At 40.7% G+C, this 24339-nt stretch carries 15 protein-coding genes; 4 read left to right on the top strand and 11 right to left on the bottom strand.

The window, feature by feature from the left end; all coding sequences use genetic code 11:
• The first annotated feature begins 8 nt into the window (after window positions 1-8).
• The 3 genes from VCM39_RS05560 to VCM39_RS05550 all read left to right on the top strand — a co-directional run bounded on the left by VCM39_RS05560 (window position 9) and on the right by VCM39_RS05550 (window position 4362).
• The gene (locus VCM39_RS05560) at window positions 9-839 is read left to right on the top strand and encodes an energy transducer TonB (protein ID WP_221650794.1); all 831 of its coding nucleotides are present in this window, start codon (window positions 9-11) and stop codon (window positions 837-839) included.
• Between the two features lie 122 nt (window positions 840-961).
• The gene (locus VCM39_RS05555) at window positions 962-2668 is read left to right on the top strand and encodes an acyl-CoA dehydrogenase family protein (protein ID WP_221650793.1); all 1707 of its coding nucleotides are present in this window, start codon (window positions 962-964) and stop codon (window positions 2666-2668) included.
• Window positions 2669-2964: 296 nt separating this feature from the next.
• The gene (locus tag VCM39_RS05550) at window positions 2965-4362 is read left to right on the top strand and encodes a rhomboid family intramembrane serine protease (protein WP_322933275.1); all 1398 of its coding nucleotides are present in this window, start codon (window positions 2965-2967) and stop codon (window positions 4360-4362) included.
• A 111-nt stretch (window positions 4363-4473) separates the two neighbouring features.
• Here VCM39_RS05550 and VCM39_RS05545 read toward each other — a convergent pair whose 3' ends face one another.
• The 3 genes from VCM39_RS05545 to VCM39_RS05535 form a co-directional block, all read right to left on the bottom strand.
• Entirely contained in the window at window positions 4474-4788 is a 315-nt protein-coding gene (locus VCM39_RS05545) for a chaperone modulator CbpM (protein WP_322933274.1), read from the bottom strand.
• A gap of 14 nt (window positions 4789-4802) precedes the next feature.
• A complete protein-coding gene (locus tag VCM39_RS05540; RefSeq protein WP_002560941.1) occupies window positions 4803-5741 on the bottom strand; it encodes a DnaJ C-terminal domain-containing protein in 939 nt (312 codons plus the stop codon).
• A gap of 101 nt (window positions 5742-5842) precedes the next feature.
• A complete protein-coding gene (locus tag VCM39_RS05535; protein ID WP_322933273.1) occupies window positions 5843-7462 on the bottom strand; it encodes a sensor histidine kinase in 1620 nt (539 codons plus the stop codon).
• Between the two features lie 366 nt (window positions 7463-7828).
• On the opposite strand from VCM39_RS05535, the gene VCM39_RS05530 reads away from it, so the two are divergent.
• Complete coding sequence (locus VCM39_RS05530) at window positions 7829-10324, top strand: glycoside hydrolase family 9 protein (protein WP_322933272.1); 2496 nt, start codon at window positions 7829-7831, stop codon at window positions 10322-10324.
• 411 nt (window positions 10325-10735) lie between these two features.
• On the opposite strand, the gene VCM39_RS05525 is transcribed toward VCM39_RS05530, so the two are convergent.
• The 8 genes from VCM39_RS05525 to VCM39_RS05490 all read right to left on the bottom strand — a co-directional run bounded on the left by VCM39_RS05525 (window position 10736) and on the right by VCM39_RS05490 (window position 24321).
• Window positions 10736-11749, bottom strand: a complete 1014-nt coding sequence (locus VCM39_RS05525; RefSeq protein WP_322933271.1) for a low specificity L-threonine aldolase — start codon at window positions 11747-11749, stop codon at window positions 10736-10738.
• A 146-nt stretch (window positions 11750-11895) separates the two neighbouring features.
• Complete coding sequence (locus tag VCM39_RS05520) at window positions 11896-14169, bottom strand: family 20 glycosylhydrolase (RefSeq protein WP_322933270.1); 2274 nt, start codon at window positions 14167-14169, stop codon at window positions 11896-11898.
• Between the two features lie 33 nt (window positions 14170-14202).
• The gene (locus VCM39_RS05515) at window positions 14203-16782 is read right to left on the bottom strand and encodes a glycoside hydrolase family 3 C-terminal domain-containing protein (RefSeq protein ID WP_322933269.1); all 2580 of its coding nucleotides are present in this window, start codon (window positions 16780-16782) and stop codon (window positions 14203-14205) included.
• An 11-nt stretch (window positions 16783-16793) separates the two neighbouring features.
• Window positions 16794-18992: an alpha-N-acetylglucosaminidase gene (locus VCM39_RS05510; protein WP_322933268.1), complete on the bottom strand. Its 2199-nt coding sequence runs from the start codon at window positions 18990-18992 to the stop codon at window positions 16794-16796.
• Between the two features lie 97 nt (window positions 18993-19089).
• A complete protein-coding gene (locus tag VCM39_RS05505; RefSeq protein WP_322933267.1) occupies window positions 19090-19923 on the bottom strand; it encodes an endonuclease/exonuclease/phosphatase family protein in 834 nt (277 codons plus the stop codon).
• A 41-nt stretch (window positions 19924-19964) separates the two neighbouring features.
• A complete protein-coding gene (locus VCM39_RS05500; RefSeq protein WP_322933266.1) occupies window positions 19965-21068 on the bottom strand; it encodes an endonuclease/exonuclease/phosphatase family protein in 1104 nt (367 codons plus the stop codon).
• Window positions 21069-21143: 75 nt separating this feature from the next.
• Window positions 21144-22436, bottom strand: a complete 1293-nt coding sequence (locus tag VCM39_RS05495; RefSeq protein WP_289292356.1) for a T9SS type A sorting domain-containing protein — start codon at window positions 22434-22436, stop codon at window positions 21144-21146.
• Window positions 22437-22512: 76 nt separating this feature from the next.
• Window positions 22513-24321: a RagB/SusD family nutrient uptake outer membrane protein gene (locus VCM39_RS05490; RefSeq protein ID WP_221650783.1), complete on the bottom strand. Its 1809-nt coding sequence runs from the start codon at window positions 24319-24321 to the stop codon at window positions 22513-22515.
• Between the last annotated feature and the right edge of the window lie 18 nt (window positions 24322-24339).

Genomic DNA, 24339 nt, shown 5'->3' with positions numbered 1-24339 from the left:
GGGGTAATATGAAAGGTGTATTTCTGACTATCATAGCAGTACTACTATTTACAGGTAGCAGTACGCTTTCAGCCCAAAAAACAGTTTATGTGGATAAATACTTCCAATGGACTACCGATAAGGAGAAAGCTGTAGAATATGCAGTGATCTCCAAAGCTAAAAAGAAGCAAACAAAAGTAGAATTCTACACACTTGATGGCAGGCTTAAAGGAATAGGTCACTATTCTGCTTACACAAAAGAGCTGAAAAACAGAGTGAGAAACGGAGTCTGCACTTTTTTGTATGCCAATGGCAAAGACAGTCTGGTAAACATCTATAAGGAGAATCGTCTGGAAGGTCAAAGCATAGCTTATTATCCGGAAGGAAATACAAAACTGATTATTACTTACAAAGATGGAAAGATGGAAGGAAAATTGGTAGGATACTATCCGGATGGGAAGCTACGCAGAGAAGAATCATATCTGAACGACAAATGTACAGATGGAAAGCTTCTGGCTGCCGACGGCAGTGAATTACCGTTTGAGCCTTACTTTGTAGCACCGGAATTTCCCGGAGGTATAGATGCACTGGCCAAACTGTTAAAGGATAACTTAGCGTACCCGCTTGATGCTGTCAGAGCCAAAACAGAGGGAAGAGTTATTCTCCGGATTGTGATTGACGAAAAGGGGCATATGACGGCTCCCCGATTAATTTCGGGTGTCGATCCTTTGCTTGACAAAGAAGCAATGCGCATTGTCGAAGCTATCGGCCGTACTCATACATGGACTCCCGGCAAGATAGATGGAGAAGCAAAACGCATCAGCTATACATTACCGATTAATTTTCATTTACCTTCATAAATTGGAATTTAGAATCTGGTAGTTAGTAGCCAGAATCTTTTCGGCATAGCAATACTGGTAGCTGCATCGATTTAAACTACTAAATACTTACTACTAATTACTTATTATAAATTATTATTAAAATGGCCAATTTTTATTTAGATACTCCCGAATTAAAACATCATCTCAGCCATCCGCTGATGAAGAGAATTGTTGAGCTAAAAGAGCGTAATTACGCTGATAAAGATAATTTCGACTATGCTCCGATAGATTTTGAAGATGCAATGGACAGCTATGACAAAGTGCTGGAAATTGTAGGTGAAATCTGTGGCGACGTCATTGCTCCCAATGCCGAAAACGTTGATCACGAAGGCCCGGTATGTGCCAATAACCGTGTAACGTATGCCAGTGGTACAGCAGCCAATCTGGAAGCCTGCCGTAAAGCGGGATTGATGGGTATGGCTATGCCACGCCGTTTCGGTGGACTGAATTTCCCGATTACTCCGTACATCATGGCTGCCGATATCGTAAGCCGCAGTGATGCCGGTTTCGAGAACCTTTGGGGATTGCAGGATTGTGCTGAAACGATCTATGAATTTGCAAACGAAGATCAGAAGAAACGTTATATCACCCGTGTCTGCGAAGGTGAAACCATGTCTATGGACCTGACTGAACCGGATGCCGGTTCCGACCTGCAGGCTGTAATGTTAAAAGCAACCTACAGCGAAAAAGACCAATGCTGGTATCTGAACGGTGTAAAACGTTTTATCACTAATGGTGATTCCGATATCCACCTCGTATTGGCTCGCTCGGAAGAGGGAACACATGATGGTCGTGGTTTATCCATGTTCATCTATGACAAACGTAATGGTGGAGTGAATGTTCGTCGTATTGAAAACAAGATGGGTATCAAAGGATCTCCTACCTGCGAACTTGTATACAAAAATGCTAAGGCTGAACTTTGTGGTGACCGCAAATTAGGTCTTATCAAATATGTAATGGCACTGATGAACGGTGCACGTTTGGGTATCGCTGCTCAGTCTGTAGGAATCTCACAAGCTGCTTACAATGAAGCGCTGGCTTATGCACAGGACCGCAAACAATTTGGTAAAGCAATTATCGAATTCCCTGCCGTAGCCGAAATCCTTTCATTGATGAAAGCCAAACTGGACGCTTCACGTACACTATTATACGAGACTGCCCGCTTCGTTGACGTTTACAAGGCATTGGACGATATAGCCAAAGAACGTAAACTGACTCCGGAAGAACGTGCTGAGCAAAAGACTTTTGCTAAACTGGCAGACGCCTTCACACCACTGGGCAAAGGTATGGGTAGTGAATTTGCTAATCAGAATGCTTATGACTGTATCCAGATACATGGGGGATCGGGCTTTATGAAAGATTATGCCTGCGAACGTATTTATCGTGATGCACGTATCACTTCTATCTATGAAGGAACTACTCAATTGCAGGTAGTAGCCGCTATCCGTTACGTTACTACAGGTGCCTACCTCAATCGTATCAAAGAGTACGAGAACATGCCGGTAGCTCCCGAAATGGAAGGTTTGCACAACCGCCTGAAAACAATGGCAAGTAAATATGCCGCTTGTGTTGCTCAGATTACAGAGGCTAAAGATCAGGAGTTGCTCGACTTCTGTGCACGTCGTCTGGTAGAAATGGCTGCTCACATCATTATGGGACACTTGCTCGTACAGGATGCTTCAAAGAATGCCGAACTTTTCGGAACATCTGCACAAGTATATGTACGTTATGCTGAAAGTGAAGTAGAAAAGCATATTAACTTTATTCGTAAATTCGATAAAGACGATTTGGCTTACTACAGAAAATAAACAGCAATCAAATTAAGAATAAGGAAGGTGTGTCAAAAGTCTGAGAAAGCTATCAATATGTAACTTTAGAAACGCAGATTAACACAAATGACCGCGGATTTAATTTAATCTTTGCGTAAATTAGCGTTAATCTGCGTTTTAATGATGGTTAATTTTACTTTATTGACACACCCTCCTTTTTATACCCAACCTGCCCTACCATAAAAGTAATAAATATATCACTTCCATAATCTTTACTTTTCAGGTTTATTCCGTATTTTTGCGTAATAATAATTAACTCCACACATCACATAGCAATGAATTTTGACCAACAAGAAGAACAACTGATTCAATCCGACGACGTCAACGAAGAAAAGAAAGAACGAAATTCAATGTTTCTCCCACACAAAGGTTTTATAGCTACTCCCATTCTACTGGGTATTAATGTGCTTGTTTTTATTCTTATGACTCTCTCCGGTGTCAACCTGTTTGAACCTAAAACTCTTGAACTACTACAATGGGGAGCCGATTTCGGACCACTTACACTAACCGGCAGCTGGTGGCGTACACTTACTTGCAATTTTATACATATAGGCATCGTTCATATTCTGATGAATATGTATGCGTTGGTTTACATCGGTGTACTGCTCGAACCGATACTCGGAACACGACGTATGTTTGCCGCTTACTTATTAACAGGACTTTGCTCCGCAGTGTCCAGCCTCTTCTGGCATGCCGAAACAATAAGTGCCGGAGCCTCCGGAGCGATATTCGGTCTATATGGAATATTTCTGGCATTTCTTTGTTTCCATCATATAGAGAAAGCACAACGTAATGCATTACTTTCAAGTATATTGATTTTCGTTGGTTACAATCTGATATATGGATTAAAAGAAGGTATAGATAATGCCGCCCATATAGGAGGATTAATCAGTGGATTCATTTTAGGTTTCGTCTATGTAATGGCACTCAATGAAAAGAAACCAGAGTTACAAAAAGGCTATACGATGGGAGGAGAAGCCGGAATCTTATTGATATACCTTATAGGACTTCTGGCCCTCAGTAAAAATGTTCCCTCCGACTATCAGGATATGCGTCACGAATGGGATAGCGGACTCGTACAAGCCTATCTTGCCGGTGAACCCAATGAATCGGAGGAGTATGAAAATCAGAAAGAACAACCCATAAGCAAACCTATCACCACCAAAGATCAACTACCACCTTACACTCCTTTTACCGCTTCAGATACGTGGTTAAACTTCAGCAGTGAAAAGGCAGGCATACAGCTCCGTTATCCTTCCAACTGGCAGACGGCAGAAACTACCCGCCAGGGCGATAAAACAATATTACTTCAACAACGTTGGACCAATGCTGCCAATCACCTTATAATCACTGTTTCACAATACGATACAGACGAAATATACGAATACAATAAAAAATTATCTCTCAGTATTCCACGAAATGCCCAAAATGAGCCATCAGAAAATTATAAGCGTAGTACACTTACAATCAATGGTTTGAATTTCATAAAAACTGACAATATGCAGCATTTCGGTGCACCCGACGAAGAAGGTTATGAAATACTGCAAACTGTTCTTTATTATTTCTCTCCTGAAAAGAAAACAATATATGCGTTCGTTATGATGATTAATGATGAAGCTGCCCAACAGGATTTAGACGATATGCTTGAAAACGTTCAGTTTACACACCCATAAATATGAGTTCCGGTTATATAAAAACAAAAGCTCCGTTCAAATAAGACGGAGCTTTTGTTTTTATATAACCGGCAGAAATTTAGTCCATATTGAACTAATCGCCAATTTTCATTACCATTCTACTTCTTCCAGGCCATGCCTTCTATATACCAAAAGCTGGCTTTGAAGCGAATTGATTTCTTTACGCATACTCTCCATCCTTTCCAATAGATGATGAATGGCATCAATACCTTCCATATTGATAGACAGGTCATAATACATACGACTGTAACGTTCCACTTCCGGAAGCTGTGATGCAAGCAGATAGTGTTCACCACCTTCGATATATACCTCAATCAATCCTCCCTCCTGCAATAACTCTATAAAGGAGGGCTCAATATGGCATTTGTGACAGTATTCACTGACTATAATTAATTCGGTCTGCATAGTGCTGATTTTTTTTAGTTCATACTCTGTAATTCCCGGAACAATTCTTTCTGCCTATCTGTCAGATTGGTAGGCACTTTGACATTATAGGTCACTATCAAATCGCCAAATTGTCCTTCCTTTTTATAAACAGGAAAACCTTTCCCCTTCAACCGTACCTTCGTACCGTTCTGTGTTTCAGGTTTCACCTTTAGTTTCACTTTACTGTTCAGTGTATCAACCTCCTGTTCACCTCCCAATACAGCCGTATAAAGATTCAGCGGAACATCGATATAAAGATCATCGCCTAAACGTTTGAACACAGAATCTTCAGGAATCACAAACGTGATATACAAATCTCCGGCAGGCCCACCATTAACGCCTTCACCACCATATCCTTTCAGTTTGATAACCTGTCCATTGGCTACACCAGCAGGAATAGTGATACGTACATTCTTACCATTCACCGTCAATACTTGTTTATGAGTCTCTGCAGCGTCACGAAGAGAGAGATGAAGTTCTGCGTTAAAATCTTGCCCACGGAATCCCGCACTACTACGGCCCCCTCTACCACGCCCGCCAAACATGGACTCAAAGAAATCAGAGAACCCTTCACCTCCTGTTCCGGAAAATCCCTGACCATCCGATGAATACCAATACGCATTATCATCACCTCCTCCAAAGCCGGAGAATCCACCACTGCCACCAGCCTGTTGCCGAGCACGTTTCTGAGCTTCAAATTCATCAGCATGCTTCCAGTGTTCACCGTATTCATCGTATTTCTTACGCTTCTCCGGGTCACTCAACACCTCATTTGCCTCATTGATCTCCTGAAACTTATCCTTTGCACCTGGATTGTTTGGGTTCAAATCCGGATGATACTGGCGGGCTAACTTACGAAAAGCCTTCTTAATATCACTTTGAGAAGCACTTTTGTCTACTCCAAGAATTTTATAATAATCTATATAAGCCATGCTTTTATATATTTAAACGTTCTACTACTTTAAACGTTTACAAATAACACGCCAACACAGCATTTGGATTCATTTTTTAATAAATCTTCAGACTCTACTCTTTATGAAACAAAAATAACCGGAATACGAAACCAGAAACAGGCTCCCTCTCCTTCTTTAGAATCAACGCCAATAGCCCCTCCTAAACGTTCTACAATGACCCGACAAATTGCCAGTCCCAGTCCGGTTCCCTTTACAAAAGCATTTAGTTTCACAAAACGTTCAAAAACCTGCTCCAGTTTATCCGCAGCAATACCCATACCGGTATCCTTACAAAAGAAATATATTTCATCCTTTGCTTCACTTATACGGTATCCGATAGAGATGCTACCCCGTTCAGTGAACTTCATAGCATTACTCATTAAGTTAATCATCACCTGAGACAAACGTACCCTGTCTGTATTAATCACACAAGCAGGTGCTTTCTCTATAAAAGAGATCTGCACTTCCGGAGAGTGATCTTTCTGCTCCATCTGATGGCATATATTACCCATTAGTTCATTGACGTCAGTAACGGAATAGGAAAAATCCATTGTACCTGCTTCAATTTTCGATAGATCCAGAATATCATCAATAAGTTGCAGTAACAGTTCGTTGTTTGCAATAATAATCTTCATATACTCCTGTTTCTCTACCAGATCATCTACCTGGCAAATCATATCAGAGAACCCCACAATCGCATTAAGAGGAGTACGTATTTCATGACTCATATTAGCCAGAAAAGCGGATTTTAACCTATTAGATTCCTCTGCTTTATCTTTCGCCTCCCGCAAGTCTTGTTCTATCTTCAGCTTTTCTGTAATATCTTCAAAACGCAATAGTCCGCCTATCACCTCTTTTCCCCCCGTAGCATATACAGGAGTAGCCGTCACTTCAAAATCAACCTTATCGATGCGAATGGTATGACGAACAATTATCCCCTGTTCTATGGCCTCCTTAAATGCACAATGTTCACAAGGCTTATCTCTCAGGGCACTGGTTTGATAACAAATTAATCCCGGAGTATAATGTCTACCCGATACCAAACTCTTAATATGCGTTGTCTCCTCCCACTGCACTCTATAAGTTTTATCAATATAGATCAGTCCAAAATCAATACTCTTTAGTGCAAGGCTCTGCTTTTTAATCGCTTCTTCTAACTCTTCTTTAGCTGCAGTAATCTCCCTTTCATATTTTTTCAACTGACTGACGTCCCAACGAGCTACTAACAACCATTTACCTAATGTTTCCCAGGAAAGAATCGATTTCATTACAATTGTGTCATGTATTACACCATCTGTAGTTGAATACCGCTCTTCAGACCGATAAGGTTTTCCTATTCTGACTAACTCTTCATCAATGCTCCGATAATGTCGCCCTCTCTCCTCCCCATAAATATCATAATCATTGTGCCCTATCGCTTTCTCACGTTTTATCCCCGATTGTACCTCCGATTCTTTATTCCAATAAGCATAACAAAACTCATTCTGGATATCTTTTACCATGATAGGAAAAGGAAGGTTATCTAATATATCAGACAGAAAATGACGATAATCCCTGTTTCTTGTAACAATTTTCTTCAAATGATGAAGTCGGTACAATAAATAAAATATGATCATAAATAATATAACCAATAAAACGAAAAGCCATAAATAACTGTTTATAAGTCCATTGCCAGGGACTAATAGTAGATTGTTTGCCATAAGTTTGTACCTTGATATTTAAAAGGGTAAATATATAAATAAGTTTAGAAAAAACGCTAATATTTAATCTCTTCTTTTGTGGACATCTTAAAATTTACATCCTTTAAACCAACAATTAAACGAAGTACCAACCTCCTTATTATTACAATAATAATTGTTTTTTAGTATATCTCAATTTACACTTTTATCCTATTTATGTTCATAAATTACCTCAAAATCCAACGCGTACTTAATTCTAAAAATAAGCCAACGACACTAAACAGTTATTAATAAATTAAAGAATTTGTCTCTAAAATTAAATTAATATACTTTATTTGTATCATACAACTTAACGCATCTTTAACCTTAAGCAAATATTCCCCCAATATGCAGCGAAAACATTGGATATCTATTGTTGTATTCACTCTCTGCGCCATTACCGTACGGGCAGACGAATGGATTCGGATCAACCAGCTTGGCTATCTGCCTGAATCAAAAAAAGTAGCAGTACTCCTAAGTGAAGAAGATAGCAGTGTAAAAGAGTGTTCACTTATCGATCTCTTCACTGGAAAAACTGTATCTACATTTACATCCATCCAGCCAACAGGTGCACTTGGGAGTATGAAAAGTACATTTCGACTAGATTTCAGTGATTTTAATCATCCCGGTACCTATTATCTAAAAGCCGGTAATACCCGGTCTCCTTATTTCCCGATAAATAATCAGGTATACAATGGAACAGCCGATTTTTTACTTAACTATATGCGCCAGCAACGTTGTGGTTATAATCCATACCTAAAAGACAGTTGCCATATGGATGACGGATATATCATCTGCCATCCAACTAAAGACGGAACAAAAATTGATGTACACGGAGGTTGGCATGATGCAGCCGATTATCTTCAATATACTACTACTTCAGCCAATGCCATTTATCAAATGATGTTTGCTTATCAACAAAATCCGGAAGCATTTAGTGATTATTACGATGCGAACGGACACCGAGGAGCTAATGGAATTCCTGATATTGTAGACGAGATAAAATGGGGACTCGACTGGCTAAACAGAATGAATCCGACTACCGGAGAAATGTACAACCAAATTGCCGATGATCGTGACCATGCCAGTATGCGATTGCCCAATCATGACAAGGTGGACTATGGATATGGCCCCGGAAAAGGAAGACCGGTTTATTTCTGTAGTGGTGAAAAACAGGTGCGCGGTGAATTTATGAATGCAACAACAGGCATAGCCAGCACTGCCGGAAAATTTGCTTCTTGCTTTGCATTAGGTGCCCGAATTTTAAAAGACTTTTATCCGGAATTTGCTCAGGAGATTGAAAAGAAAGCCGATGCCGCCTATGAAGAAGGCATCAAAAAGCCAGGAGTCTGCCAGACTGCCTCTGTCCGTTCGCCCTATATCTACGAAGAAGATAACTGGACAGACGACATGGAGTTGGCAGCTATTGAATTATATAAATCAACCCAAAACAATAGATACCTGCAACAAGCTATAGAATATGGACGACGTGAACCGGTGACTCCCTGGATGGGAGCAGACAGCGCCAGACATTATCAATGGTATCCATTTATGAACATGGGGCATTACTGGCTGGCAAAAACTGAAAACAACACACGATTGAATGAAGAATTCATCCGTAATATGCGTACCGGACTTCAACGTACTTATGAAAAAGCCCGGCAAAATCCATTCCTATACGGTATCCCTGCTATCTGGTGTTCCAATAATCTTACTACAGCCATGTTAACTCAATGCAGATTGTATAGAGAAGTTACCGGAGATTCTACATACGAGGAGATGGAAGCCTCTCTGCGCGACTGGCTATTTGGCTGTAATCCCTGGGGAAGCAGCATGATTGTAGAACTCCCTTTATATGGGGATTATCCTTCAGAGCCTCACTCTTCTTACTTTACCAACAACACAGGAAACGCTACTGGCGGACTTGTTGACGGTCCTGTTTATACCAACATATTCAACAGTTTGAGAGGAGTAAACATTTCCACCGGAGAAGCTTATCAACGCTTCCAACCAGGCACAATGGTATATCATGACAGCACACACGACTATTCTACCAACGAACCGACAATGGATGGAACTGCCTGCCTGACCTATTATCTGTCTGCCCTTCAAAAAGAAGGAATGAGACAAGCCCAATCCGACAATGATAAAAACATCTATAGCGAAGGAGGTATTATACGTACTGACCCTTCTCAAAAGCAACTCACACTTATTTTTACAGCAGCCAATAAAGCAGATGGAGCTGATGCCATCATTCGTATATTGAATAAACAGAAAATACAAGGAGCTTTCTTTTTCACCGGTGAGTTTTTCGAACTTTACCCGCAAGTAGTACAAAAACTAAAAGCAGAAGGACATTACATCGGCAGTCATAGTTATGGACATTTACTATATAGCCCCTGGGAGAATCGGGATTCACTCCTCGTCACACGTGAGGAGTTTGAAAAAGATATGCTGAAAAGTTATGAAACACTCAGTGAAGCAGGAATTATGTACAAAGACGCCCCACTCTACATTCCTCCCTATGAATACTATAACAAAAAGATAGCAGCATGGGCAAAAGCCATGGGTATACAACTTATCAATTTCACTCCGGGAAGTGGCAGCAATGCAGATTATACTACCCCGGACATGAAAAATTACAAAAGCAGCAAAATGATTTATAAAAGAATCATGCAGTTAGAAAAAGAAGAAGGTCTAAATGGACATTTACTGCTAATACACCTTGGAACATCCGACTTGCGGACAGACAAATTCTACAATAATTACTTAGAAACAATGATAAAAGCTCTCAAGAAAAAAGGCTATAGATTTGTTCCCCTACGTACAGCAACAGGAATATAAACAAAGGTACAAAAGGTTAGTTTATTAGGTTATCATGAAAAAGGTTCGTACCTGTGAAGGCCCGAACCTTTGTTTTATGGTTCATCCGACCAATATGTAGTTATCAAAAAAGCGACTACCGGATTTTCTCAAGCAGAAATGTGAGAGAGAATATAAACGTTTATTCTGATGTAATCTATTGATTTATAACGAATATAAACCTCCTGTTTAAAGACAGACAAGAGTGTACACTTATCCGAGTGTTAATTGTACACTTTTGCCATACTATATTGTACATTCTTACCATGCTAAAGTGTACACTTATGCAAAGCAAGCCCAAAGGGTTAAAAAAACACATTAACAATATTAACAAACCGGCTATTTGTCAGACGAACCTGTTTTATTCTCTCCCCGCTCAAAAACAAGTTATTATCAGATATTTAGCAGATGAATAAATTGGTCAATATCCTCTTCTGTTGTATCAAATGAGGTGACAAGGCGAATTTCATTATTCCCTTCATTCCAGAAATAGAGGAAATAGGATTGAAGCATCCTGTCTATTACCGGACGAGGCATCGTCAAAAACAATTGATTGCTCTGCATCTTTTGAGTAAAACAAACGCCTGGAAAATCTTTCAAAGCTTCATAAAGTTTACGAGCCATGGCATTGGCATGAGAAGCATTCTTCAGCCAAAGTTCATTCGTCAGATAAGCGGTAAACTGACAAGAGAGATAACGCATTTTTGAAGCTAATTGTGCCGACTGTTTCCGTACAAATCTTGCTTCCGCTTTTAATGTATCATCAAAGATAACAACGCACTCTCCCATCATCAAACCGTTTTTGGTTCCACCGAAACTAAGAACATCAATGCCACAATCTACCGTCAATGCTTTCAGAGAGAGATTGAGGGCAGCACAAGCATTTGCAATACGTGCACCATCCATATGAACGCGCATTCCATACTGATGTGCCAGTGAGGTAATAGCTTTTAATTCTTCAGGTGTGTAAACAGTACCCAGTTCGGTACACTGAGAGAGATAAACGGCACCTGGCTGTGAGTGGTGCTGATCGCCAAAACCGTGAAGATAAGGAAGAATAAGTTCAGGGCTAAGTTTGCCATCCGGTGTAGCTACCGGGCGAATCTGACAACCGGTCATCTTTACCGGAGCACCACATTCATCTACATATATATGGGCTGTTTCAGCACAAAGAATTGAATGGTAAGGCTTTGTCATCAGTTGCAAAGCAACCACATTACTTCCCGTACCATTGAATACAAACAGAGGTTCACAATCGGCAGTAAAGGTTTCTTTAATTTTCCGGACCGCTTCTTCTGTCCATGGATCATCACCATAACCCAGTGCATGATTCCGGTTAGCCTGCATCAGTGCTTCCATTACAGCAGGATGCACACCGGAATTATTATCAGAGGCAAAACTTCTCATAGTCTTTTTGAATAAAATTTTCTGCAAAGGAATAAAATTATTCTCAGAAAAAGGATGCCTCTAAATAAAGATTTATAAAGAAAGAGCTACTTTTATCCCGATTGAAAAAAGTAGCTCTCTTTTATTATCCTAAAAACAACTCACACTCAATGTGTAAATGAAACCGGTAATTTCAACTCTTCACCTTTTTGTCCTATAATAAAACCTTTATTATTCCACACACGGGGATACCCTCCGATATTATTATTAATAAACAACAGACGGAATGCATGTTTTCCTTGCTGCAAAGCAAGGGAAGTACGGCTATGAGAATGACGTATCAGCTTGCCATCATTGCTCAATACAACTTTCCCGTCTACCTGAAGTTCATCCATTTCGGTTGACAGATAATAGACTCCATCACAGGGAACCTCAAAATATCCTGAATAACAAAATGCCCCTTTATCTTCCAAAACCGGCTTTAATTCGAAATCCGTCACTGTCTTAGACTCTTTCCATACAGCATTTTCTGTATCCTTTACATAATAAAAATCTCCATCGGCATGTGCCAACTGTATGCCGGTTTTCGTATCATCTTTGTATGCCGGAAGTAAATCTTCTTTCACTACTTCAATCACCCGGGTTCTGCTCATCTTACCCGAAGGCAAAAGAGTAGCAATACGTATCACCTGATTATCACTGACAATAATAGGGTCATTGTAAACTGTCGAGTGTATCGTTGGTTCACTTCCATCCAGTGTATAGACCATTGGCAGATTACGACTGTTCGAAAAGCTCAGTGTATCTGTTCCGACAATAGCAACACGATCTGCCATCGGACCTTCCGGCAGTGGAATATGATAATTGATATGATGTTCATCCAGACGTACCAACTGATTATTTAACCTGCGTTCAAAAGAGGCATAATCCTTCTTCTCCAAAGGAGTCCAGGTCAGTTCGGCTACTGCCAGTATTCTGGGATAAAGCAGGTATTCGGTATAATCCAGAGTAGTTGCATATTCCGTCCACATATTACCCTGGGCGCCCAGAACATGAGAACGCAAATCTGCCGGTATTTTCTCTGAAGTAGGATTATAGTTATATGTCTTGCTCAATAGTGTTGTAAAATTAATCGCAATAGGTTCTACCTCAATATTACCCTGTCCAAAATCAATATACAACCATTTGGCAGGAGTCATAATGACATCATGTCCCATGGAGGCGGCTTCTATTCCTCCCTCTTCTCCACGCCATGACATCACCGTGGCCGTAGGAGCCAAACCTCCTTCAAGAATCTCATCCCAGCCTATCATACTCTTTCCGTGTTCAAGAAGTACTTTCTCAATACGATGTACAAAATAACTTTGTAGTCCATGTGCATCTTTCAACTTCTCATCCCGTATGCGTTTCTGACATTTCGGACAAGCATTCCATTTCACTTTCGGGCATTCATCTCCTCCGATATGGAAGTATTTCCCCGGAAACAAAGGAATGACCTCTTCCAATACATCTTCAAGAAATTTAAAGGTCTGTTCATTACCCGCACAATACACATTTTCCTCTACTCCCCATTTGTTTCTAAGCTGAAAAGGACCTCCGGTACAGGACAACTCCGGATAAGCAGTCAAAGCAGCCAAGGCATGCCCCGGCAACTCTACTTCCGGGATAACAGTAATAAACCGCTCGGCAGCATAAGCCACTACCTCTTTTATTTGTTCCTGTGTATAGTAACCTTGATGAATGGTACCATCGGCATTGTGACGGACAGAACCTATTTCAGTAAGTTTTGGATATTTCTTTATTTCAATCGTCCACAAATGATCATTCGTAAGGTGCCAATGGAAACGATTTATCTTAAACATTGCCATCACGTCCAATTGCTTTTTCACAAAATCCACATCATGAAAGTGCCGGCTAACATCAAGCATCATTCCCCGATAAGGATAAGCCGGTTCATCTTCTATTACAACACAAGGAAGTGTCCATGCAACATCTTTCACCGGTTCTTCACTTTCAATCTCTGCAGGCAGAAGTTGCATTACAGTCTGCATACCATAGAAGATACCGTGCGCAGACTTTGCCTGAACAGAGATTTCACGGGGAGTAACAATGAGCTTATATCCCTCGTCCTTCATACTTAAAGCAGGATCCAGAGTCAACCGGATACAGTTATCTTTTGCTTCTTTCACAATATCAGGACGGTGTCCGGTAGAGTGCTGCATCTTTTCCGCAAAATAGCCGGCAACCGTTTTTAGAGTATCATTATCAGTAACAAAAGTAGTTTGAGATGTTAATGTAAATTCACCGGTTTGTTGCTCTATCATTTTAGGCTTGGGTACAATATGAAGCCCTTCATTGTAAGATTTCACTTCATTTTTGTTCTCACAGGAGAATAATGTCACCAAGACAAAGAGTATCAGATAAAAAGATTTAATTCGCATATATTCCAAGTTTTATTGATAATAACAATTCATTTAATTTTCTCCATAATTGATACGGACATTGATAATTCCTAAATTGTCTACAGGAACTTCCAAAGATTGGTATCCTTTTTTCCTAAAAACCAAAATCTCATGGTTTCCCGCATCAATCCGATACTGTCCTTTATCATCACTCTGTCCTAATAGTTTTCCCGAACTCCCGGCATAGATGTTCACACCACCAATCAGAGTAGCCTGTACATCACGTACCTCACCATGAATAGAAATATTCTTGCTACTTTTAGCTACTTTCATACCTTCAGCAGAAACCGAACGTTCAAAATCACCTACTATCACCGTTTTTCTTTGAAGGATGTTGTCAGAAGCAGTTCCTACCTGCAGTTCGAACTCGCCGGGTTCAACTATCCTCCTGTTTCCGGCATCAACAATATACAAATCTTTCACGGCAACTTTCAACCGGACAGTCCGGGTACTTCCAGCCTCAACCAATACCTTTTCAAAATCACGAAGCTGCTTAACAGGAGTGACCACCGTACTCACTTTATCACGTACATACAATTGAACCACTTCCTTTCCATCCCTCTTCCCTGTATTTTTTATATCTACTTTTACATATATCGTGTCAGTAGGATCATAGTGTTCCTTATCCGTTTCCATAGACTTGTATACAAAGGATGTATAAGTAAGCCCATGCCCAAAGGCCCACAAAGGATCGGGACTGGAGAAAACATAATCTCTCCCCGGAGTTTCATAACTTCCGGGATTTTTATAAAAACCTTTGTCAGAAGGAAGATAGTCATAATAAACAGGCAAATGTCCCGTACTCTGTGGGAAAGAAAAAGTAAGCCTGCCCGAAGGAGAAATTTTGCCAAAAAGGATATCAGCAATCGAATTTCCGGCTTGTTCTCCTGCATACCATTGAGTCAGAATGGCTGGTATATGTCTCTTTTCCCAGGAAATAGTAAAAGGTTTACCGGTTACTAAGACCAGCACTACAGGTGTTCCGGTTTCATAAACCTCTTTTATCAACTGGCTCTGTGCTCCGGTTAGGTTCAAGTCATTTAAGTCAAATCCCTCTCCGCAAGTGGAACTTTTATAATCACGAGCCAAAGCGGCACTGGCACTACCACAAAAAACAATGGCTACCTCACTTTGCCGGGCTACCTCAACCGCCTTCTTTATCCCACTGGTGTCCAGAGAGACCAGACTACACCCTTTTTCATAACGCACCGTTACTTTGTCCCCCAACAACTGCCTGATTCCAGCCAATGGAGTCACTCCGTCTTTATTATTACGGCTCCATGTATAATCACCGAATTGCACCTGGTCGGCATTAGGTCCGATTACTGCTACCGATTTCAACTTTTCGGCATTTAGTGGCAAAAGTCCGTTTTCATTTTTCAGTAATACTACAGATTCGTCTGCTATCTCTTTTGAAAGCTGCACTCCTTCCTGCGGATGCATTTTGCAATGAGCGTATTGTTCACCATAAGGATCTTCAAAAAGCCCCATTTTAAACTTCACATACAATACCCGGCGGACAGATTCATTCAGAATCTCTTCATCCAGTTTACCTTCTTTAATAAGATCAGCCAATAGCGGATAGCAGTTACTGGAAGCTTCTACGTCAAGTCCGGCAGTAAAAGCCTGCATGGCTGCTTCTTCCGAATTATGGGCTGTATAATGCAATGTTTTCAACATTTCAATCGCTCCCCAATCAGAATATACATATCCCTTAAATCCAAACTGATTACGAAGTACCTCAGTTAATAAATAATGAGAAGCAGAATTAGGAATACGGTTCCATGAATTATAGGTAGACATTACCGCCAGAACAGGCGTATGCTGAATCACCATTTCAAAAGGTTTAAGATATACCTCGTGTAAATCACGGAGCCCGCATTCTACAGAAGCCAGGTTCAAACCACTAAGTGGGTTACCGTGTGGTCCGTAATGTTTCAGCATTGGCGAAATGCCATTATCCATATATCCCTTTACCTCTGCAATTCCAAACAGACCACAAAGAATCGGGTCCTCTCCAAAAGATTCCTCCACACGCCCCCAGCGTAAATCGCGTACTACGTCAATGCAAGGAGCCAGTACCTGGTGCATCCCCTGGGCATGCAGATCTTTCGTTATCATTGCAGCTTTACGATAGGCCAGTTCCGGAGAGAACGTACTACCAAGGGACACATTCTGAGGATAGATAACAGAGCCTTCATGTACAGAACCATGCAACGACTCCGCAACTGTAAATACAGGTATACCAAGCCGGGTATTCTCTACCATAAACCTCTGTATTAATTGCATATTTTTCCGGCAATTTGTACCTGTAAGCGGAAAACCCTCTACAAATCCCCAACTCATTCCTTTAGAAAAGGCTTTCAGTTTCTCTGTATCCAATGTTTGTCCATTGAATATATTCCAGGAATGGATATGTCTGATCTGTGCAACCTTCTCTTCCAGAGTCATACGACTTAAAAGATCATTCACTCTCTCCTCTATGGGCAGGTTGGGTTGCTTATAAGGAAGTTCCTGAGCAAACACAGATATTCCCGACAGAAATAAACTACTGCAAAATAACAACCGGGATATACTCATTTTTATCATCATATACTTGTTTTTCAATTTTTCTGATAATTTTGTTCTATTTCGGTATGGTAACGTTTATATAAATCTTCAACAACGGCTATGGTTCCTTCAGGATTCACCCGCGAAAGATAAGTTGAATTGGTAAGTACCCATTCCTGTTCCATTTTGGAATAATCCGGATACGGCAGTTTCTTTCCATATAGCAAACTGGTTTTGTATGTCACATAAGCCTCCCAGCGAGGAAGGTAAAAATCGATCAATAACCCACTCCATTCTTTGTTAGCATAGTCGTGCAAATCCGAATCAGTATCCGTCCAGGTCGTAATCAGCCTCTTGGCATTGGTAACAAAGCGTCTCTTTTCTTCCGGTGTCCCCCCTGCCTTTTCTGCTTCTGCCAGCCACGTACCCAACATAAACTCCTTACGCGTAGATAGCAACCGGTCTTCATCCTTTATAATATTCAAGAACTTGCCACTATATTCCATAAAACGTTCTTTGTCTTTTTTCTGAAATGCCAGCACCATTCTCTCATGCAGATATTTGGCATAATCGGACAAAACCTGACGAGTGACATCCGTTAAATCGTATTCATACGTATCCGAATGATTAAATCTCTTACGCGATTGATAAAGAAGATCCCATGCTTTTACCACCTTCATCGGATCATAAAACATCACGGCATTTCCCCAGGTAGATACATGCTGAATGGTATCAGAAGGACGGGCACAGATATAAGACTCTACAGGACCTCCCAACTCATTATGACATTCGTAGATTGTTTCGGATAATAATTTCCAGGCCCTGTTACAATTGTTATCCTCTGTTCCATACCGATAATAAGTGTAATTGTCAAGCCATTGAGGAATATGAATGCTGTCCGTTCGCCAGGCCATATCATACACCATATCATAGACAACCGGGATGGTCCCTATTCCTTCGGGAGCCGTGCCAATACCACATATGTTTTTCCCCATCGGATGGTGTTTGGCAAAGACAGGTCCTGACGCATAACTACTCATCTTACCATGCAATCCTGTTTTTCCTCCGAAATTGGGCAGAGCACACCATATCCATTGATGATTCCAATGTCCTTCCGGCTTGTGAAACATGGAAGTTTTAACTCCCCCCCATTGGGGGCGTTCGCAAGCCATCAAATCCAGAATAATGGTTTCACCGGGCTTCAAGCCTTCCATTAACTCTTTTACCGGATTGTGTTGCCATCCCTGCAATACCCACACAGCCTGCGGATTTACTTTTCGCATAGCCTGCAATATCTTTTGCGCAGCAAGTTTCACATTAATTCCCTCAGAGGTTCCTCCCTCATGAAAAGGGTCTCCACCAAAAAACTGTGCTTCACCGAATAGATTCTTTTGCTCTTCATAATAGATAGCAGCAAGTTTATCAAAAAGCGGATCGGTAGGATCCAAAAATGCAGGCCGTTGGTAAGTACCCCATATCCCCTGATCTTTAATGCGGGCATCAGGAAATTTTTCTTTCAATGCATTCGGAACCATACCATAGAATCCCTGAAACACGGGCTTCATTCCCAACTCCCTCATTCGCTTCAACATCTTCTGCTGCAAATCGGTCTGTCGTGCTATAAATTCCGGAGTTACCGGACCACCAAAACCTTCAAGATTTCCCATTAACCACCAGGCTTCATAACCTGCTCCCGGCAAAAACTTACGTATATCATCTTCACTGAAGTTTAATCTCCGCAATGTATTCTGCCATACCGCATACTGACTATACACAGCCATCAGCGGCATATTGATACCTTGAAGTGCCATTCTGTCTATCTCTTTCTCCCATTGTTCCCAATCCCAAAAAGCCATGGAATAACTGTATGTACAGTAATTCAGATAATAACGATAGGGAAAAGAAGCCGTAACTCTCACTTTTTCTCTAACTGGTGGCAAGGGTACAGGTAACTCTGATAAGTTATTGCCACACCACGAAACCGATTTGTGGCAATAATTCCTCAAATAATGATTCAATCCCCGCGCTATAGATACACCATTATTCCCCCTGATGATAATTCTATCATCTGCAGCCTGCTCCAATTCAAAGAAGTCGGAATCCGAAGAAAGCTTCTCGAAGACGAAGGAAGAAGAATTATTGTCCGGTAATAACCGTTCAGCTAATTCACTAACAGATTGATCAGATTCAGTAGACATTGAACATCCATACATTACCATGGATGTAAAAAAGAGTAAGAGGATTCTTCGCATCAGCATATATTTTAATTAATTAAGATCATGCAAGTGTCTCTACGAGATATTTTTACTCGTAAGGGGGAGAGACACTGCTATCGGACAACTATTATTTTTAGAACTTCACATCTACAAAAACGGGATAATGATCGGACACAGTAGCTGTATCCACACTCTTGCCATCCACAGAAACAGTACGTAAAATGTGCGTCCGGAGAACTTTTACTTTTGAAGCCTTTCTGTTTTTCAGCAACAGGACATAATCAATTAGAGCTCCGGAGTCTGTTCGTCCCGGGATAGAATTTCCTGTAGTATCACTAATAATATCAAAGTACTTTATCCACACCGGGAATGAAACACCGCCATTGGGCCAGCGATGAGAATCATTCAAGTCACCGGCAAGAAATACCGGTTTACTTTTTTTCCCGATCCAATCGCAAACTATTTGAGCTCCTTCCCTACGCTTTTCGTCATTCAGGTCTGAGTGTGTACCTATAAATATAAAATTTTTCAATTCCACTACTACCGCTGCCCGGGTTTCATCACCTGGTAAATGAATGACCTGTATCCCCTTAACGGGCAGTGTATTCTTTACCAATACTCCACAACCTATACTACCTCCGTCAAACGGAGCCGCATTGCCATAATAAGGTACATATTCCATACCGGTAGCATCTGCTATTTCTTTCAACAGATAACGGTTGCCTCTATGTATCGAAGCACTGTCTAACTCTTGCAAAGCAACCACATCCGCATCCAAAGCCTTTATCACTTTACCAAGCTTCTCAATATTATCCTTGGTCAACTCACCCGGATCTGTAGCTCCTTTACAATAATGAGTATTGTAAGTCAGCAGACGTATGGCACCTTTTTCTTTATTATAATTCTGAGCACTCACACAGACAGATAACAGCAAAGCAGCTCCGACAAAAAATAGTTTTCGTAACATGACGATCATAGGTTATATTATAACTGGTTTATATATTAAGATTAATTTTTTACGATTTTTCGTATCACGCATTTCCTGGTAGAGGAAACTTTGACAATGTATACTCCTTCGGGCTGATTTGACAGATTCACAGAATTAATTATCTCACCATTTACGTCTATCACCTTTTGTCCGGTCAATGAATAGATTTCTACACGATTCACCTCTTCTTTTTCTCCTCTTACGTAAAGAGTGGCATCAGCAGAGTTAAAGCATATATAAAAATCTTCTCCCTTTTCTATATTCGTGATACTCGTATAACCGGGGAGTGTTATATCAATAAAGACAGGATAATGATCCGAAACGTTTTTCAGATCAACCGTAGCTCCATTTATTTCAATAGTACGTACAATATGAGTTTGTTGTACCTGTATTTCAGAATTACCATAATCGTGGAAAAGAACATAATCAATCAGTCCCTGATCGGCTCCTTCATTTCCATGCACTCCATTCCAGACTGTATTGCCTTCAGTATCACTTACTATCTCAAATTTCTGCATATAAATAGGAAATGCTATTCCTCCGTTTCCCCACCGGTGACAATCATTCAAATCGCCTGCCAGGAAAACCGGTTTACGAATATAATCCAATTCATTATTAATAATATTAGCTCCTTGTATGCGTTTGCTATCATTCAAATCTCCATGAGTACTTATAAAAACAAATTTATCAAGATCGGTCCTCACTGCTATCCGTGGTTCATCTCCCGGCAATGCAATCTTTTTTATCTTATTCACGGAAAAAGATTTCTTTATCAGGCTGCCACATCCCACACTGCCTCCATCCCATTTGGATGCAGCTCCATACACCGGAGTATAATCGAGCCCGGTTGCCTGGGCTATCTGCTCCAACAAATATCGTTTACCCCGGCTATTTGCTGCGCTATCAAGCTCCTGTAGAGCAACCACATCCGCATCCAGTGTCTTAATCACCGAAGCCAGTAACCGCGTATTGCCATCGTTAATATTACCGGGATCAGTTCCTCCCTTACAATAATGAGTGTTATATGTCAGGATTCTGATTACATTATTATCCTTGGGATAAGTCTGGGCTGACAATTGCAGACATATCCATAAAAAAGTTCCAAAGAATATATACTTTCTCATAGTGCTTTGCGGTTTTCAACAACCGGCAGAAGAATATATACCTTCTGCCAGCCGTTAAGAGTTACTTTAATAAAATTATTTCTTGATAATCTTCACCAATGTTTCATCCGCAGATGTAATTACCTTCACAAAATACAAACCAGAAGTAAGATCTGCTACATTCACCTGTTGTACCCCTTTCACACTTCTTACACATGCACCTGTAGTAGAATAGATATCAATGCGCTGAACATCCGGCGCTGATACATAAATCACTTCATCAACCGGGTTGGGTCCTACTGTTATCAATTCTCTTTGAGACGTGTTCACTCCTGTAGAATAATTCTTTACAACCTTTACCCACACTGTATTCAGAGCAAGCTCGGGATACGTTGCATTCTGCATTTCACAACGATATACTTTACCCACACATTCATCTCCGAAGCTAAACCATCCATTTGCATCTGCTGATGTCGGTGTGATAATATCACCATCTTCATTTTTCCAGGTAAATGTGGTTAGTTTCCCCATTACATCATATTCTCCGGACAAGTCAATATCTTCATCTACTTCTATCTCATATTCGCCTTTATCGTTTTTCACACCTACAGGAAAACCACCTGCTGTGTTCCACTGAGATTTATAACCACTTCCCAATACTTTACCTGTAGCAGGGTGTAAAGGCAGTGTAGAATAAGAGTAGCAATTGTCTTCCAGATTTAACAGCCAATCCAAAAATTCAGTCTTCCGACAATCCGTACAAACAAAAGCTGTTTCATCCGATAGAATATTTTTATACCCGGCAAGTTGACGGCATTTTCCGGTAGAACCACTCAGGTCAATCTGTTTCACAAAAGGATTACGTCTGATGTGTAAATAACAGTCATTTTCTCCATTATTCATAGCTATTTTTACCGTATCCATCTGAGTGTTTGAGATATGTACAACCGAAGCCTTGCAATCTCTCAATACAAATTTTCCTTTCAGGTTTTTCACAGCAGGCAAAACAGGATACCATTTGTTATCTCCTTCTGAATTAGTCCATGACAAACTACTCGTTCTTCCATTAAAAGGAGCAGCAGCATTTACGCAAATTCCGAATATAGTTTCCGCATAGGTAGCAGAATAAGATCTCCAGATATTCCCCTCTGTATTTTTCCAGGTATTCATATCACTCCAGGAAAAGCCTTCCCGATTAATATCAATCCCCATTGCTTCTGCGTTGCATTTTCCTTCAATAGCAGAAGGTTGTTTAAAGAATGCGGCATAATCAGCAACTTCTTCCGCATTGAAATTCCAGATTTGTTCCTGTGCAAATACAGTTGTAGCACACCAGGCAAATGTAGCAATAGCAAATACCCGCTTTCCAATCAAAGTAATACTTTTCATAAGTCAAATAATTAAGTGTTAAACAATTATTTCATATTTAGATGTGGGGGCTTTTTGAACGGCCCCCCTTTTTTATTTAAAAGCTGAGTCCGTCTTCCCAGTTCGGATTCTGTGTTATGTTTCCATTACTCAGTACTCTTTCCTGAGTGGGTATAGGATATAAATAATCCCTGTCCTCCCTCCATTTACGAGGTTCATCCTTTACATCGTGTACTATAATATTTCCTTTCAATCCGTCTGTAAAACGGAACTCATCACCCAGTTTATAGAACTTACGAATGTTTTTCACAGCTGCTCCCGAGGGTTTCTTTCCGGTATAAATACAGATATCCACTTTGTCTTTATCCAGCAGAGTACCGTCATTCATGTCGAATACATCGAAGCGGTTCTCCCCTTCTCCCTGGTTCAATCCGGGGAAATACATGCCCAGATAAGGTTGCTCAAAGATTTTACCTTCTTTCCACCTCATCACATCATAGTAGCGAAAGCCTTCAAGAATAAGTTCAACCGTACGTTCACGTCGTATTTCAAGGATTACTCCCTTATTCGCTCCGGTTACATTTGCATATCCTGTTTCCACATTACTGAGATAAGGATCCGGATTGGCATTAGCTGCCGCCATATCTATATTAGGCATTCCCACCCGGTCACGAATCTTTTTAACCGAAATATTCAGATCATTCTGAGTCAGTGTACCTCTTTCGGCTTTTGCTTCAGCAAAATTGAGATAAACTTCTGCTGCCCTGAACAGGATATAATCGTTTGAAGATTTCATGTATCCGTCTCCACTGGCATCGGTCACCCATTTTATAATCTGATAGCCGGTAGTAGAGGAGTTAAAGTTGGGTGACTCTACCGTAGTACTATTAATACGGGTATATCCGGGTCCTACCACGGTCTGTGTCAAACGTGGATCGCGGTTCTGCATTTCATCATAATACTGCATCGTTTCATATCCGGCTTTATCAGTAAAACGACTTCCATCAGTCATCAGATAGCTATTCACCACTTTCTTATTCATTCCGGGACGTCCGTAGGTAGATGCCATCGTATTATAATTAGCTTCATGGACAACAGCTTTACCCAAATCATAGTCTCTTGCCAGAATAACCTCCTGCGCAATGGCATTCATCGAAGAAAATAAATCGCGATATGGTTTTTCACCTCCTTTATAAATGGAATAAGGACTACTTGTGATAAACTCTTCCGATACAGCGATACATTGATCCAAAAGTGCCTCATAACCGGGTATACCATGATATTTGCGATAAGTACCTTCAAAGAGACAAATTCTCGACTTCAAAGCCATTGCTGTCCATTTGGTCACTCTATACAACTCAGCCTTATCGGATATATGTGCAATAGCATAATCAATATCCTCCAATATCTTTTCTACAACAAATACTCTGGAATCACGTGGTTTTGTCAGATCGGTATCATCCGAGGCCATTGCCTTCTCATGCCAGGGCACATCCCCGAAACGCTTTACTTTTTCAAAATAGAAATAAGCTCTGAAAAAGCGGGCAATGCCATCATATCTTTCCCGTATGGCCGTATCCGGACAACGATGGGAATGCGCCAGGTAGAAATTGATGTTACGCAGATATCCCCAATCCCATCCACCTCCGGAAGTAGGAATGGTACGCGACCCTACCACCGCTTCCGGAAGAGTGAATATGCACACTACATCTTCACTTTCACCATAACCGGAAGGAGCTCCCGGAAACAACCCATAAAAATTATTCGTTGCACTCCTCAGTTCCTGTTCATCATTATAATAGGTCTCTGGCGCTAAAGCATCGAGTGGAAAGCGGTCCAGCATATCTGCACAACTTGTTGCTCCGAACAACAGGAGAAAAGCATATATATATTTATTTTTTTTCATCTTCTTATCTTTTAGAGG

The organism is Bacteroides mucinivorans, from assembly GCF_034654355.2.
Taxonomy (GTDB): domain Bacteria; phylum Bacteroidota; class Bacteroidia; order Bacteroidales; family Bacteroidaceae; genus Bacteroides; species Bacteroides nordii.
Note: the sequence above shows the minus strand (reverse complement) of the source record. Positions and strands in the feature narration are given on the sequence as shown.

What these genes read in the sequence shown, in the direction of transcription:
- VCM39_RS05560 (WP_221650794.1), top strand. Translation starts at nt 9, where the DNA reads ATGAAAGGTGTATTTCTGACTATCATAGCAGTACTACTATTTACAGGT.
- VCM39_RS05555 (WP_221650793.1), top strand. Translation starts at nt 962, where the DNA reads ATGGCCAATTTTTATTTAGATACTCCCGAATTAAAACATCATCTCAGC.
- VCM39_RS05550 (WP_322933275.1), top strand. Translation starts at nt 2,965, where the DNA reads ATGAATTTTGACCAACAAGAAGAACAACTGATTCAATCCGACGACGTC.
- VCM39_RS05545 (WP_322933274.1), bottom strand. Translation starts at nt 4,788, where the DNA reads ATGCAGACCGAATTAATTATAGTCAGTGAATACTGTCACAAATGCCAT.
- VCM39_RS05540 (WP_002560941.1), bottom strand. Translation starts at nt 5,741, where the DNA reads ATGGCTTATATAGATTATTATAAAATTCTTGGAGTAGACAAAAGTGCT.
- VCM39_RS05535 (WP_322933273.1), bottom strand. Translation starts at nt 7,462, where the DNA reads ATGGCAAACAATCTACTATTAGTCCCTGGCAATGGACTTATAAACAGT.
- VCM39_RS05530 (WP_322933272.1), top strand. Translation starts at nt 7,829, where the DNA reads ATGCAGCGAAAACATTGGATATCTATTGTTGTATTCACTCTCTGCGCC.
- VCM39_RS05525 (WP_322933271.1), bottom strand. Translation starts at nt 11,749, where the DNA reads ATGAGAAGTTTTGCCTCTGATAATAATTCCGGTGTGCATCCTGCTGTA.
- VCM39_RS05520 (WP_322933270.1), bottom strand. Translation starts at nt 14,169, where the DNA reads ATGCGAATTAAATCTTTTTATCTGATACTCTTTGTCTTGGTGACATTA.
- VCM39_RS05515 (WP_322933269.1), bottom strand. Translation starts at nt 16,782, where the DNA reads ATGATGATAAAAATGAGTATATCCCGGTTGTTATTTTGCAGTAGTTTA.
- VCM39_RS05510 (WP_322933268.1), bottom strand. Translation starts at nt 18,992, where the DNA reads ATGCGAAGAATCCTCTTACTCTTTTTTACATCCATGGTAATGTATGGA.
- VCM39_RS05505 (WP_322933267.1), bottom strand. Translation starts at nt 19,923, where the DNA reads ATGTTACGAAAACTATTTTTTGTCGGAGCTGCTTTGCTGTTATCTGTC.
- VCM39_RS05500 (WP_322933266.1), bottom strand. Translation starts at nt 21,068, where the DNA reads ATGAGAAAGTATATATTCTTTGGAACTTTTTTATGGATATGTCTGCAA.
- VCM39_RS05495 (WP_289292356.1), bottom strand. Translation starts at nt 22,436, where the DNA reads ATGAAAAGTATTACTTTGATTGGAAAGCGGGTATTTGCTATTGCTACA.
- VCM39_RS05490 (WP_221650783.1), bottom strand. Translation starts at nt 24,321, where the DNA reads ATGAAAAAAAATAAATATATATATGCTTTTCTCCTGTTGTTCGGAGCA.